The organism is Pseudoflavitalea rhizosphaerae, from assembly GCF_003991355.1.
Taxonomy (GTDB): Bacteria; Bacteroidota; Bacteroidia; order Chitinophagales; family Chitinophagaceae; genus Pseudobacter; species Pseudobacter rhizosphaerae.
In genome coordinates, this window is record NZ_RCSU01000006.1 from 187,914 (window position 1) to 201,536 (window position 13,623).

The following is a 13,623-nucleotide window of genomic DNA, read 5'->3' on the forward strand; positions in this document are numbered from 1 at the left end:
GATGAAGATGCGTTGTGCAACGGGAGCTGGGATTCGTCGGAGTTTGTATTGTATCCGGTTTTGATTTTTAAAGTTCTGCGGCTGGTTTTAATTGCTGCCGGTCGAGCGTAATATTAAGTCTGCTCAACATTGCTGCGATATCAAAGCCTTCTTTTTTGTAGGCAGCCTGCACAGCTTCTTTTGCTTTTTGCAGCGATTCCTGTGATGTCCATTGGGCAATAGTAACGTAAATGGTGTTGCCATTTGAATCCTTATTTTCAAAAGTTGCGTCCTCGATGAATCCAGGGATGGTCCTGATCAGTTCCCTGTTGATCTTCACACGTTGTTTGAATTCGGTCAAAGCACTGGCAGGCACTACAAACCTATCGATAAAGATAACTTTTTCAGGGCTTGCCTTTGCTTGCAAGATGCCGATATTTTCAGGCAATAGTTTCTTTTGCTGAAAAAAGCTCAGCCTGTCTATCAATGCGAAAGAGCGGATGATCTTTCCGTTTTCGATAATATACGTGCCGATTCCTGTTGTGGTGATGGGCTTATCTGAAGATGGATTAATGGTGGTGGTCCAGCGTGCCCATACTTTATTGTTTTCCGCAACCAGTTCATGGATGGTCCATTGAAGGTCGGGATTGGCTTTGAGGAGATCGGTCACCTGGCTGGTGAAGGCGTTCAGTCCCTGCTGGCCTGTTTGACTGGTATATTCAGGGTGAATGAATTGTTGCACCAGTTCAAATTTCCTTGGGTTCAATGCTGTTTCGAATAATTGCCGGACGAGCGCTTTGTTTGCGGTCAGTTGATCCATGTCTGCCTCCTTTTTTTGTTTGATTGCTTTATTGTGTTGAGCCTTCATCTGAGCGGGTATAGTAAGGGTGATGGTGATGATCAACATCGCTATACAGTATTGTACAAGTTTCATGTTTTTGATTTATTGCAAAGCTAGAATCCCGCAGGGTGCAGGAATTGTAAAAAATCATTTTTTACCAGGCAGGGGCAGCACTGAAATATTCAGAAGGAGATTTCCCGGTGAATTGGCGGAACTCTTTGATGAAATGTGATTGATCATAGAAGCCTGCATCATAACTGGCATCTGTAAGCGAAGTATAGGCAGAGTAATTGTTGATGAGGTTACGTATGCGTGTAATGGAAGCGAATTTTTTAGGAGAAGTGCCAATCCTGGACCTGAATTTTTTTTCAAACCGATCCTGACTGATATACAATGCCTTGGCGAGGTCTTTCACCCTGATAATGCCATTGTGTTTTCGAATGAGCTCTACCGCCCTGTTGATCATCGGGTCGGAGGGGGTATTTTTCAATTTATTCAAAAGGAATTGCTCAAGTAGTTGGATGCGTGTTTCATGAGTGAAGGCATCCTGTATGTTTTCACTGAGGCTTTGCAGCTCTGCAGGTGGAAAGATATTGTCGGCAGCAATGCTTTTAGCAAAGAGCTCATGCGCGGGGACCGGGCTGAAAGCGGCCATACCTCCGTCTTTGAATGCGATGATCAGGTTGGCGCTGTTGTCGTGGTAACCAACTCTTCTGGTGGTATCGGTAAGGCCACTGATAATTCCGGAAGGCATTTCAGTGAAGTCATTGCCGGAGAGAATGCCTGTTCTGCCTTTGATGCGGATGGCCATCGCCATAAAGGTATCCGGAACCAGGCTGTTGATCAGTTCCTGTTCTGCTTCAATGATCATATACTCCCTGATGAATGGCATCAGGGGAATGCTGGGCGAAAATCTGGAGATGGTGATACCGGAAGGCATGCACTAAGTTACCAAAAAAAATGCCCTGGGCATTACCGGGAATGGAATCGATTATTCTGACCTCAGGCTTTTGACCGGGTTCATCAATGCAGCCCGGATGGATTGAAGACTGATGGTGATCAAAGTGATCATAATGATCAGTACAGCGGCCAATGCAAATACCCACACAGGCATTTTAATGGCATAAGCATAATCCTGCAACCAGTTGTTCATGATCCACCATGCCAGCGGTGTGGCAATAGCAAATGAAATAATAACAAATTTCACAAAGTCTTTCGACAGCAGGAATACAATATTGAAAACGGAAGCGCCGATCACTCTTCTCACTCCGATCTCCTTGATTCTTTGCTGCGTGGTATAGGATGAAAGACCGAACAAGCCGAGACAGGCCAGGCTGATAGCGATCCCCGCGAAGATATTGATCACTTTGCCCAGTCTGATCTCACTTCTGTATAGTTTATCGAAATCGTCATCCAGGAAATGATAATTGAAGGGACGCGTTGGCACCAGCAGTTTCCATTTCGCTTCCATATGTTCCAGTGTCTGGGAGATATTTTTGCCGGAAACTTTCACCAGCAATTGACGGGCCCAGGGTTCTGGGAACAGCACTAATGGTTTGATGGGATTATGCATGCTCTGGAAATTGAAATCCTTCACAACTGCTTTCACAATTCCAGGACGGCTTTCATCTAACCAGAATAATTTATTGATAGCTTCCTGTGGCGTCCAGCCCATGGTGGCTGCCGCTGATTCATTCAGGATGAAGTGATAATATTTTTTGGCATCAGGTTCTGTGGAAGCCACGTCCAGCATATCCTGCTGGTTGAGGTCTTCTCCTGCGACAATCTGTATGCCTGTTGTTTTGATGTATTCTTCATCGATGATAACGGCGTTTACGGAAATCTGTTCTGTTTCCGGCATATTGGCGCTTCGCATATTGTATCCGCTATTTATCTGGGTGGGGGCATTGGTTGTGCGGGATACATTCAGGATATCGGGATGACTCTTAAATTCTGTTCTGATAGCGCCAAGGTTTTTCCTTACATTTTCATCAAAAGGCAGCACCAGTACATGTTCACGTTCGTAACCAAGTTTCCTGTTCTGGATAAAATGCAATTGTTTTTGAATGATAAAGGTGGCGATGATCAGGAAAGCAGAAATGCTGAACTGGAAAACGATCAGCGATTTGCGCAGCAATACGCCTGAAGAAGTGGCTTTGAATGCTCCTTTCAGGACCCGAACGGGTTGAAAAGCCGAGAGAACGATGGCTGGGTAACTCCCTGCAAGCACTCCGATACAAATGATGGCAAAGAAACACATGCCGATCACGAAAGGAGAAAAGAGCAAGCGGGGTTCCAGTTGCCTGTCAGATAAATGATTGAAAACAGGAAGCAATAATATCGCGAGGCCAAAACTCAGTATCAGTGCGATGCTGGATAGGGTAACGGATTCACTGAGAAATTGCCGGAAGATTTGTGATTTTTCAGCACCTACTACTTTTCGGATACCCACTTCTTTGGCCCTTTCCATGGAGCGGGCAGTGCTCAGGTTAATATAAGTAAAGCAGGCGATGGCAAGGATCAGAAGCGCCACAGCCCCGATAATATAGATGTAGCTGATACTGGTATTAGGTTCCATTGCATCGTACCCGGAATACAGATGAATATCTTTAAAAGGTTCCAGGAAGAAGTTGATGGTGGTATTGCTCATGTTTTTCGTCTCTTCCTTCATGAAAGCCGGGAGCTTTTGCTGCAGGCTGGCAATACCCGAAGGATCTTTGAATAACAGGTACGTTGTGTAATTGGCATTGAAATAGGTTTGCTCCTGGTTCTGTTGTTTGGAAGAGAATGACGCGATCATATCATATTTGATCTGCGAGTTGGAAGGACAGTCCTCCACTATACCGGTGACCTCATACGGTTGGGCCTGGGCTCCGAGTTTTACGATCTGTCCCACCGGGTTTTCGTTTCCAAAATATCTTTTGGCAGTGGAGACAGACAAAACCATCTTGAACAAACCTGAAAGTGCATGTTCCGGATTGCCTTTCAATAACCTGAAGGAGAATACATTCAACATAGACGAATCTGCAAAGAGGATCTTCGATTCTTCAAATTGTTTGTCGTCCACTGTGATGATGCCATTGTTCAGTAACATGCGTGCTCCACTTTCCACTTCCGGAAAATTCCGCTGGAAGGTGGGCAATACTTTAGTGCTTGTGAAATCTCCTTTATTGCCCTTTTCTCCGGAGAACTGATAGGCCATGATCACGCGGGCAATGCGATCCTTTTTTTCATGGAAGTTATCGTAGCTCATTTCATGCCAGGCATACAAACCGATCAGCAGGCAGCAGGTCATGCCGATCATCAATCCCGTAATATTGATAAGGGTGGCAGTTTTGTTCCTGCTCAGGTTTCTCCATGCAGTTTTGAAGTAGTTTCTCAACATGAGATGCGTTGGTTAATGGTGATGACAAGTGATACCTTCTCCGTGCCGGAACACGGATAATAAGGTTATACGGCCGGAGGAACGGAGTTGTTACAAGAAATATACAATAGTTTTTTGTTATTGTTGCGTGGGTAAGTATTGGCGGAGAATTTGACTATCCCACCTGCTACTGTTTATACCATTCTGCCGTCTGTCGGATCCCTTCTTCCCAGGATGTGGGTTTGAAATTGAAAGCCTTTTCAAATTTGGAGGAACTGAATACAAATGGAAATTCATCCTGGTAATGCATTTCGTACATCTCTTTCATGAATGGATTGAAGAGCCCCACGATCTTCAATATCCATCTGGGTAATACTATCAATTTCTCTGAAGCATTCATGTATTTCGCTGCCTTGGCAACAAATTGTTTGCCGGTTAGTGGCGGATTGACTGTGGGAAGATGCCAGACCTGTCCGGTAGCGGATGGAGTTTTCGCCAACATGTACAAAGCCTTTCCTGCATCGGGTGTGTAATTGTAGGAGCGGGGAACATTGGGATTGATGAACCATTGTGCTTTTTTTCCATTACGCATATTGGTGAACACGAGTAGTCCTGGGGCGCTTTTCTCCGTTACGCCCGGCCCATAGAAGTCAACGGCTCTTGCGATGATAGCTTTAAGCCCACCCGATCTCATTTCTTCCTGCAGGGTAGTGGCAACAGCTGCACGTATCTGTCCTTTTTTACTGGAAGGCCTGTATGGTGTTTCTTCTGAAATGGGCCCGTCCACTTTTCCATACATGTATGCATTGTCGAAGAATACCAGTGTTGCGTTGGCTGCTTTGCAGGCATCGATCACATTGCGGATGATCACGGGCCAATCCCCCCTCCACACATCGATATTGTATTGAATGCCTACCAGCAGGTAAACGATCTCCGAACCTTTTACCGCTGCAAACACCTGTTCCCTGTTGGTCACATCTGCTGCCATGATCTCTGTGCCTGGAATGGGTTTCGGCTTGCGGGAAACCAGCCTTATCTTTTCATTATTAGCCTGTAAAACAGGAACGAGTGCATCTGCAATTGTGCCGTTGGCTCCCAGTAAAGTGTGTAATCCCATATTATGATTTTTTATTTGTCTATTTTTGTTTTGTTACACAAATGTAGAACGGCGGGTTCCCGTCTCATTGTACGAAAACGAAGCAGATGAGGTCAGACAATGGCACACGGTATGAGCTTGAGGGTGTGCTCACTGAAATAGTGAGGCATATCTATGGTATCAGGATGAAGGAGGATGCGGATCCTGTTGTGTTCCATCTTTCACCCAGCCTGGAGATGGTTCTGGTATTTAATTTCGGGCCAGCTCTCAAATTTTCTTTTGGCGATGAAGAGATCGCTGAGCAACAGGTTGAAAGGATCGGGATCATTGGCCCCATGCGGAAAATGCTCAACTATGAGCTGCAACCCGGAACCGACCTGCTTACACTTCCCTTCGTGAATGATGGTTTTTATCGCTTCATGAAGCTAAGCACAAATAATGTGAATCTGTCGGAAGAAAATAGCGTGGCTGAATATGCAGACAATCTGAATACGCTCTGGGAAGAGATGAATGGCTTACTTAGTGCTGAGCTTCGAGTTGAATTACTGAAAGCTTATATCGCAAAAGCTGTACAAGAAGGAGAAGATGCTGTACAGCCACTGCTGGAAAATGCATCAGTTTTTTTTGATCCCGCGCTTAGTCCTTCCAGAGTGATCGCTGAAAAAGCGGCCATCACGGAGCGCGCTGTGCAAATGCGCTTTAAAAAATATGTGGGATACTCTCCCAAAGAACTACTCCGCTATCTCCGCTTCAAACAAGTGGTGGCGTATCTTATGAATGAAAGGGGTAAGCCAGTTGATTGGTTTGACCTGATTGTACAGTTTGGTTATCACGACCAGAGCCATCTGATCAGGGATTTCAAATTCTATACCGGCGGAACGCCTACCCAATTCCTGGGAATGAATGATAGCGGGGACTTTTGTACGAGCAGGGACTGATTCTATTTTTTCACCTTTTTCTTTTCTGCTTTGATCTTTGCCAGCGCATCATTTTCCTTTGTTCTGAGTTTCACAATTCCTGAAATCAATTTTGCAGGCAGCGGCGCATCATAGGGAAAATGAACAGAACCCTTGGTGCCGTTAAATTTTGAAAGCTCATTGCTGAATACTTCCAGACTGGTAGTTGCCGGATAAAAACCGAGATGAGCTTTGTTGGCGGCAAAATACACCAGCATGCCATTCTGTTTGTAACTAGGCATATTGTAGCTGATCATTTCTTCCGCTTTAGGTGCAGCCTCGCGGATCAGCGCCCTGATCTCTCTCAGTTTGATTTGGATATCGGGAGGAAATGTACCGATGTATTCATCCACTGTTTTAAATTTCCTGGAGTTTTGCATGATCCGGTATTTAGGTGAATGGATACTGCAATTTACCGCAAGCGCATGAATCCGGCACAAGTGGGTTGCGACAATTTCAGGGTGATCAGCGTCACAGCACATTGTGAAGATGGTCCAGCATAAAACAGACGCGATCACTCACTGGTAGTTTGGGGATTTCCACCAGGTTATAGTTGAAGCGGGTGTATATTTCTTTCATCATTTCCCAGGTTCTGACGGCTTCGTCAAAATCCTGTTTTCTTTCCGTATCATTCTCGTAGATCTCCTGCCAGGGCGGCGTTATGAACACATCGCGGTGATAGCGGTTATTCCTGGCCGTTTCAATCATGGCATATGGAACCGGCAGTTTGCAAAGCTCCAGATAACCGATCACGTCCGGAATGCCCCTGTCGAAAAAAATAGGATCGGAACTGGTGATGAGTTTGAAATAATCTTCCAGGCTTTTGTTGAACATGAGTTGTGCATATGCGGCCCTGTTTTTCCAGGGCAGCGCATCGCCACCATCCTGCACCTGTTGCTGAATGATAGCGCGGCCTGTTTCCGGAACATGACGATAGCCTAATTCCGAGAGATGCTGCACCAATGCAGTCTTACCCATACCCGGGCCTCCGGTGATGATGATGAAATTTGATTTTGTAAGTAATGGCAACATTCGGTCAACGGATTAATCGCAGCCTGCATATCCCGTCAGTGCTGCTGATGATCATATGTGTTAATAGTTACAGTTAAAGGTCCGGGCTGATTCAGGGCAACTGGCAAACAAAAGGAGAGCGGTCCCTGGTTTGGAGTAAGTATTTCGAAAGGAATGCAGCAGCTGGTCCCGGTTACCGGGAAAGGAATGTTTGTCAAATATAAAAAAAATAAGCATTGGTATGAAAAACAGGCGATTCGGATTATCATCGCTACCGGTCATCAATACAGCTTTGAAAAGCCCGTAACAATTGCCATATTTGATCATCCTTACAGAAAAATTCTGCAAAATGACAATCCTCTCCAGACTACTGACACAATCTGCCTGCATTTTATTGCTTAGCGTGCTATCCCTGACAGGCTTCGCACAGCGAACCCTTCAACAGCGGACCGACTCTGTTGCTGCGCTGACAAAAAAATACGTGAATGAAAAAGATGCAGAAAAGTTGTATGATCTCACGGCACAGGATTTCAAAAATGCAATCAAAAAAGAAGAATTCATCAACGTTACACAAAAGTCTCTTTTCCCATTGGGCGAACTGAAGGAGATCATCTTTGAAAGGAATGCAGATGGCGTGATCCTTTACAAAGGCATATTTGCCACGAAGCCGATGACATTGGCGATAGGACTGGGCGATGGCGATAAAGTGTCTACTTTTTTCTTCAGGCAATATATCGCCCCAAGGGCAGGCGTTGAAAAGATCCCGCACAATAATCCTTTGAAAACGGAGCAGGACAAAATAGTTGACTCCATCGTAAGGACCTACTTGCAGCAGGCAGGAACAGAAGGTGCAAGTATCGGCATCCTGAAGAACGGTACAACCTGGTTTTATGGTTACGGAGAGGCTGATAAAACAAAGCACAATATTCCGGCCAGCAATACGCTGTTTGAACTGGGATCGATCAGTAAAACCATTACTGCTACTATCGTGGCGCTGGCCATAGGAGAGGGTAAGGTGAAGCTGGATGACCCGGTGAACAAATATCTTCCTGATTCCATTCCTTCCCTGGAATTCAATGGCTGTGTTGTTACCATAAAAGATTTGCTGAACCATACATCGGCCTTACCGCGGATGCCGGCGGATTTCAAAGATGAAAGGATCGATGAAAATGGGACCATCATTTATCCCATTGAAAAATTCTTCGGTTGGTTGAAGCACCTGAAACTCACGCGGGAGCCGGGTTTGAAGAGCGAGTATTCCAATGCCGGATTTGCACTGGCCAGTACCATAATGCAAAGGACCTACAATATGAGCTATGAAGAGATGGTGCAAAAATTCATTGCACATCCGATGGGGATGAAGAATATACGCATCGATATCCGTCAGCAGGATTCCGCAGCCTATGCCAAAGGGTATGATGAAGATGGCAGTTATCATTTTCCCCGTAACCTGCCTCCAATTTACCAGGGCGCAGGCGGATTGCGCTCCAACGCTGCCGATATGCTTAAATATGCAAAGGCACAATGGGATGCGCCCAACAAAAAACTGGAAAAAGCAATACAGCTTACGCATGATACCACTTTTTCAGACAAGAATTTTCATATCGGTATGGCATGGGTGCTGTTGAAATATGGAAAACTCAACGCGCTTTTCCATAACGGAGCATCAGGTGGCTTTCGTTCCTACCTGGGTGTAGCCCCGGAAAAGAAAGTGGCGGTGGTTATCCTGGTGAACAGCACAGTGGGGGCAGACAAGCAAGGTGCGATGCTCCTGCAACGGCTAACAACAGCTGATCTTACCAAACCTTGAATATCTCACGGGAACCAGTAAGGTACATATCGGTATATCCCTGCATTGTTTCCTGCATTTTTCGGTTGACTTCTGTGTCTTCCTCATATTTTTTCCAGCTTTGCTCATAGGCTGTGAGGCTTTCGTATTCTGAAACGAGTATCACCCTGTTGAACTGGCCGGTTACATCGGTCATGATATGTTTTATTTCTGAATAACCTGCCATGGCTTCCTTGAATTTCTTTGCGAGTTTGGAGGCGTTGCCTGGCTTGCAAACGAAAATGTCGTGTACAATGATCATTGTTATGAGTTTGATGATTGAATAATCGATGGGTATTGGAGCGATATGAAGCTGAGATAGGTTGAATTGCTTTTCGAAGTTATTTCAATCCGCAGTAACCGGCTGTCTATTTTTCTACTATTACGAAGAATTGCCGTATCAGGCCGCGGAGGGATGGAACATGACAAAAAAATGCCGGCAGGGAACTGAAACCCCGCCGGCGAATTATGAACTTGTACCGCTTATTTTTTCAGTTCTTTCAAAATAGCTTCGCCCACAGATTTGGCTGATTGCGGGTTCTGGCCGGTGATCACGCGCTGATCAACAGTAACGTGATTCTGCCAGAGACCTGATTTTTCAAATTTTGCCCCGCGATCAATGAGTTTGGATTCAAGTGCGAAAGGAACTATTTTTTCCATTTTTACAGCTTCCTCTTCTTCATTGGTGAAAGCGTTGATCTTCTTCCCGTCCACCAGGTATTTCCCATTGGCGTCTTTTACATTCACCAGACCTGCGGGACCATGACAAACGGCGCTTACAATGCCACCATTGGTATAGATCATTGTGGCAATATCGGACAGTCCTTTATCATCGGCCAGGTCCCACATGGCGCCGTGACCGCCTGCATAAAAGATAGCTGCATATTTTGAAGGGTCCACTTCCGATGGTTTCATCGTGTTTTCCACTTTTGCATGATAAGTAGGATCTTCCCAGAATTTCTTATTGACAGGATCATTCAGGTCGAAGCCGTCAACGGGTGCTTTACCTCCTTTGGGACTCACGAAATCGATCTCGTATCCGGCATCATGCAGCACTTCCCAGGGATGGGAAACCTCTCCGAGATAGTAGCCTGTTGGCTCCCCGGTATTTCCTTTTTTGTCGTGACTCGTAACAACGAATAAAATTTTCTTGCTCATGGTAATTGATTTTTTTGTTTGAGCTGTTGATTCCAGGTGAAAGGTTGTCAGCAATAATGCTGCCACCGCCACTGCAACTGTCTGTATCTTTTTCATTTCTCTTTTGAATTACAGCACAAAGTTGGGGCGTCGGGCAGGGGTGGCCAATGAGGCAGGTCACAAATTTTCTGTGAGGTAGATCACAGTTTTTAATCGGACAGGCGGCTGAGGGTTTCGCGGGACACGCCGAGGTAGGAGGCGATCAGGGTTTTGGAGAGTCGCTGACTGAGGCCGGGGTAAAGGCTCAGGAACTCTTCATAGCGTTCTTTTGCATTGTTGTTGAGCAGCGAGAGAATGCGCCTCTGCTGGGATACAAAACCTCCGGTTGCTTTTTTCCGGAAGAAATGTTCCAGCTTATGGAATTCTTTGCAGAGCCGCTCCCTGTTCGCATAGCTGATGGTAAGCAGTTCACTGTTTTCAACACAACTGATGTTCACCACTGCAGGTGATTCAAAATAGTTGGCCCTGTAATCCGCCACCCACCAGTCTTCCGGGGCAAACTGAAGGATATGTTCATGGCCGTCATCGCTGGTATGGTATACTTTCAGCAGCCCGGATACAACAAAATTATCGAAATGAGCATGCGCCATATCACCTTCCTGTAGCAGGAACTGGTGTTTTTTCAGTTTTCGCGTTTTGAAATGGGACATTACCCGGCTGAATTCTTCATCCGATAAGGGAACGATCTTTTCTATGTGCTGGCGCAGGATTGTACTCATTCGGGTACGAATCTACGGAATTACTTAGCTTTTATTTTCGAGATGGTTGTTCCTGTGATTTTAGTGGGATTGTCCATATCCCGGATAGCAAATTCCACCGAGGCTTTCACCAGGTCCTTCACTTTCTTGTTGTTGAAATCCTTCACGGTTTCAATGGGGATATGGCGGATCAGATTACCTGTTCCGGTGAGCAATTGATGGGGGTCCTTGAGCAGGGTGCCTTTATTGAAACCAAGATTAAGATGATTGGTGTAAATGGGGATCATGCAAAAGGAGTCAGCGAGTTTGTCCGAAATGGAATAAGTGCTGGTGAGTGCATGCGTATGATAGAGCATTTCGTTGCTGGCAGGGTAGATATCCAGTATGAAGGTCCGGAGTTCTTTATACAACCGGACCAAAGAGGTTTCTTTGAATTCCAGGAGGAAAAGAAAATCTGGATGGATATTCCGTGTAGCCATGAAAGTCAAGTTACAAAAATCCCTTCTATTTTGAAAGTACCTGTTGCACCAGGTCCCGGTAGCTTCTGCCGATGGGAAGGCTCTTCCCGCTGATCTCAGTTGCAACGGAGGTGAAAGCTGTGATCCTTTCCTTGCCTACGATGAAGCTTCGGTGGATCCGCAGGAATTTATCTTTTGGCAGCTGCATTTCCATTTCCGTCAATGAACATTTGGTGATGTATGATTTCTCGGTTGTAACGATGCTGATGTATTCTTTTTTACTTTCGATGTAAAGAATATCGTTTAACCCGATCTTGATCTTTTTCTTATTGATGTTGATGAGGATATGCGCCTGTTCAATAATTGAAGAAGGAGGAACGCTACCGGGAGCCTGCTGATTTTTCAGTTTGTTCACTGCCGTAAGGAAGCGGTTGAAGTGGATAGGTTTCAGGAGATAGTCCACTACATTGAGATCATAGCCATCGATCGCATAGTCGCGATACGCAGTGGTTACAATCACTTGCGGTGGATTTTTCAGGGTGCGTAAAAAATCAAGCCCCTTGATCTTCGGCAGGTGGATATCCAGGAACATCACATCGATCTTATCCTTCTGCAGTACCTGCATAGCATAAATACCGTCACGGCAGGTACCGGCATATTCGAGAAAGGGGACCTGTGAAATATAGTCCTGGATCACTTCTGCGGCCAGGGGTTCGTCTTCAATGATCAGGCAGTTAAATTTTTCCATAGCTGTTCAGGTTTACCGAAAGTGTTACGCTGAAAACATTTTCTGATGGATCGATCTCCAGCTTCTGTTGTTTGTATATCAGTTCAAGCTGACGCTTTGTATTGTTGAGCCCGATATTGTTGGTCTGCTGCTGATTTCCATTCTTTTCGAAACTATTCTTCACACGGAAATTCAATAGTCCTTCCTTTACCGTAAGGTCGATATGTATGAAGGAATCGAAATGATTTTCACTGGCCCCATGTTTGAAAGCATTCTCCACCAGGGGTAATAATAATAAAGGAGCGATGGGCTGGGATGGTTGATCGATATTTCGATTGAAGGTTACGGTTAGTTCGTCTGTATACCTGATCTTTTGCAGATCGATATAGTCTTCCAGGAACTTAACTTCTTTTGAGAGGGGAATGGTATCGTTTCCTGATTCATAGAGCATGAAGCTGAGCAGCTCGGAAAGTTTGAGTACTACTTCCGGGGCCAGATCGCTTTTCTTTCGCGTAAGCGCATAGATATTGTTCAGGGTATTGAAAAGGAAATGAGGATTGAGCTGGCTTTTGAGCAATCTCAACTCTGTGCTGAGTTTCTCTTTCAGTAGTTCTTTCTCCCTTTCCCTGGCGGCCAGCTGGGTATTCACCAGGCGGAATGCCAGGAGCAGCCCGGCGGGGAAAGCCACTTCAATCATGAGGCTGAAGAATTTTTGTGGATCGAAGAATGCGCGGGCGGGCGGCACCGCTCCTTCATATACCAATGGGAGCACCACATGATGTGCCAGCACGATAATGGAACAGATAGCAGCAACATAGGGAATAAGTATCAGCGAAATATTTATTAAGATCGACTGTTTGTTCTTCACGATCCTCGGTAATGCAAAATAGGTAAGATAATAAGCAAAAGAAAGATGCACGAGCCCGTACAGGAATGAACCGATCACAGACCGGGTAGCGATCTTATTCATCGCCCAGTCCGGCATATAGTTCTTCATCCAAAGGAATTCAGAATACTCCAGCAGGGCCCAGTATCCAAGCCAGAACAAAACATGCGGAAGCGCTTTCTTCATCAGGTAAAAATCGGTAAAACCGCTTTTCTGCCCAAATAGCTTCGTGAACGGCAGGAAAGCGTCTATGAATGTTTGGGATCCGGCTGCTGGTGCCGTGGTGAGAACATCAAATAGTGGAATCCTTCAACATACGGTATGCATAACCGTTTGTACAGTCCGGCGGATAATCACGGCTGTTGCTAGTTTTGGATAACCATTTAGTTCTCCCTTATGAAAAAATATTTACCCCCGTTCCTGGTGTTGATGACGGGAATATTCCTGGAAATAAAACCTGTTACTCCAGTTGAACCAGGCGATCCTGAACCCGGAAACACGGATTTCTGGTCACAGTCCCGCATCATGCAGGGAGCCAGTGCAAAGATTGCGATCCTGTACCTGCCGGAATGATTTTGAAAG

Annotated in this window: 16 protein-coding genes; 4 read left to right on the top strand and 12 right to left on the bottom strand. The window is 45.5% G+C overall.

The window, feature by feature from the left end:
* Positions 1-67 precede the first annotated feature (67 nt).
* The 4 genes from D9Y29_RS12400 to D9Y29_RS12415 form a co-directional block, all read right to left on the bottom strand.
* Positions 68-913 carry an ester cyclase gene (locus tag D9Y29_RS12400; protein WP_127128534.1) on the bottom strand — a complete coding sequence of 282 codons (846 nt, stop codon included), beginning with the start codon at positions 911-913 and terminating at the stop codon, positions 68-70.
* A 61-nt stretch (positions 914-974) separates the two neighbouring features.
* Positions 975-1,760, bottom strand: coding sequence for a helix-turn-helix domain-containing protein (locus tag D9Y29_RS12405; protein ID WP_127128536.1), 786 nt, complete (start codon positions 1,758-1,760; stop codon positions 975-977).
* Between the two features lie 51 nt (positions 1,761-1,811).
* Positions 1,812-4,205, bottom strand: coding sequence for an ABC transporter permease (locus D9Y29_RS12410; RefSeq protein ID WP_127128538.1), 2,394 nt, complete (start codon positions 4,203-4,205; stop codon positions 1,812-1,814).
* 166 nt (positions 4,206-4,371) lie between these two features.
* Positions 4,372-5,301 carry an NAD-dependent epimerase/dehydratase family protein gene (locus tag D9Y29_RS12415; RefSeq protein ID WP_127128540.1) on the bottom strand — a complete coding sequence of 310 codons (930 nt, stop codon included), beginning with the start codon at positions 5,299-5,301 and terminating at the stop codon, positions 4,372-4,374.
* Between the two features lie 86 nt (positions 5,302-5,387).
* Here D9Y29_RS12415 and D9Y29_RS12420 point away from each other — a divergent pair, with 86 nt between their 5' ends.
* The gene (locus D9Y29_RS12420) at positions 5,388-6,218 is read left to right on the top strand and encodes a helix-turn-helix domain-containing protein (protein WP_127128542.1); all 831 of its coding nucleotides are present in this window, start codon (positions 5,388-5,390) and stop codon (positions 6,216-6,218) included.
* A 2-nt stretch (positions 6,219-6,220) separates the two neighbouring features.
* Here D9Y29_RS12420 and D9Y29_RS12425 read toward each other — a convergent pair whose 3' ends face one another.
* Both D9Y29_RS12425 and D9Y29_RS12430 read right to left on the bottom strand, forming a co-directional pair.
* The gene (locus D9Y29_RS12425; RefSeq protein ID WP_127128544.1) at positions 6,221-6,616 is read right to left on the bottom strand and encodes an iron chaperone; all 396 of its coding nucleotides are present in this window, start codon (positions 6,614-6,616) and stop codon (positions 6,221-6,223) included.
* Positions 6,617-6,707: 91 nt separating this feature from the next.
* A complete protein-coding gene (locus tag D9Y29_RS12430) occupies positions 6,708-7,268 on the bottom strand; it encodes an AAA family ATPase (RefSeq protein ID WP_127128546.1) in 561 nt (186 codons plus the stop codon).
* Positions 7,269-7,421: 153 nt separating this feature from the next.
* Between D9Y29_RS12430 and D9Y29_RS12435 the strand changes: the two genes are divergently transcribed.
* Positions 7,422-7,649 (top strand): hypothetical protein, encoded by a 228-nt coding sequence (locus D9Y29_RS12435; protein ID WP_127128548.1) that lies wholly within the window; start codon positions 7,422-7,424, stop codon positions 7,647-7,649.
* Positions 7,597-9,057 carry a serine hydrolase domain-containing protein gene (locus D9Y29_RS12440; RefSeq protein ID WP_127128550.1) on the top strand — a complete coding sequence of 487 codons (1,461 nt, stop codon included), beginning with the start codon at positions 7,597-7,599 and terminating at the stop codon, positions 9,055-9,057. The genes D9Y29_RS12435 and D9Y29_RS12440 overlap by 53 nt, the downstream gene beginning before the upstream one ends.
* Here D9Y29_RS12440 and D9Y29_RS12445 read toward each other — a convergent pair.
* From D9Y29_RS12445 to D9Y29_RS12470, 6 genes are all read right to left on the bottom strand, one after another.
* Positions 9,044-9,337 (bottom strand): NIPSNAP family protein, encoded by a 294-nt coding sequence (locus D9Y29_RS12445; RefSeq protein ID WP_127128552.1) that lies wholly within the window; start codon positions 9,335-9,337, stop codon positions 9,044-9,046. The two genes, D9Y29_RS12440 and D9Y29_RS12445, sit on opposite strands and share 14 nt — an antisense overlap.
* A 221-nt stretch (positions 9,338-9,558) precedes the next feature.
* A complete protein-coding gene (locus D9Y29_RS12450) occupies positions 9,559-10,329 on the bottom strand; it encodes a type 1 glutamine amidotransferase domain-containing protein (RefSeq protein ID WP_127128554.1) in 771 nt (256 codons plus the stop codon).
* Between the two features lie 92 nt (positions 10,330-10,421).
* Positions 10,422-10,991, bottom strand: coding sequence for a Crp/Fnr family transcriptional regulator (locus tag D9Y29_RS12455; RefSeq protein WP_127128556.1), 570 nt, complete (start codon positions 10,989-10,991; stop codon positions 10,422-10,424).
* Positions 10,992-11,011: 20 nt separating this feature from the next.
* The gene (locus tag D9Y29_RS12460; RefSeq protein WP_127128558.1) at positions 11,012-11,449 is read right to left on the bottom strand and encodes a DUF1801 domain-containing protein; all 438 of its coding nucleotides are present in this window, start codon (positions 11,447-11,449) and stop codon (positions 11,012-11,014) included.
* Between the two features lie 25 nt (positions 11,450-11,474).
* Complete coding sequence (locus tag D9Y29_RS12465) at positions 11,475-12,176, bottom strand: LytR/AlgR family response regulator transcription factor (protein WP_127128560.1); 702 nt, start codon at positions 12,174-12,176, stop codon at positions 11,475-11,477.
* The gene (locus D9Y29_RS12470) at positions 12,163-13,227 is read right to left on the bottom strand and encodes a sensor histidine kinase (RefSeq protein WP_127128562.1); all 1,065 of its coding nucleotides are present in this window, start codon (positions 13,225-13,227) and stop codon (positions 12,163-12,165) included. Before D9Y29_RS12470 ends, D9Y29_RS12465 begins: the two co-directional genes overlap by 14 nt.
* 210 nt (positions 13,228-13,437) lie before the next feature.
* Here D9Y29_RS12470 and D9Y29_RS26540 point away from each other — a divergent pair, with 210 nt between their 5' ends.
* Complete coding sequence (locus tag D9Y29_RS26540) at positions 13,438-13,614, top strand: hypothetical protein (protein ID WP_164735387.1); 177 nt, start codon at positions 13,438-13,440, stop codon at positions 13,612-13,614.
* Positions 13,615-13,623: the final 9 nt, after the last annotated feature.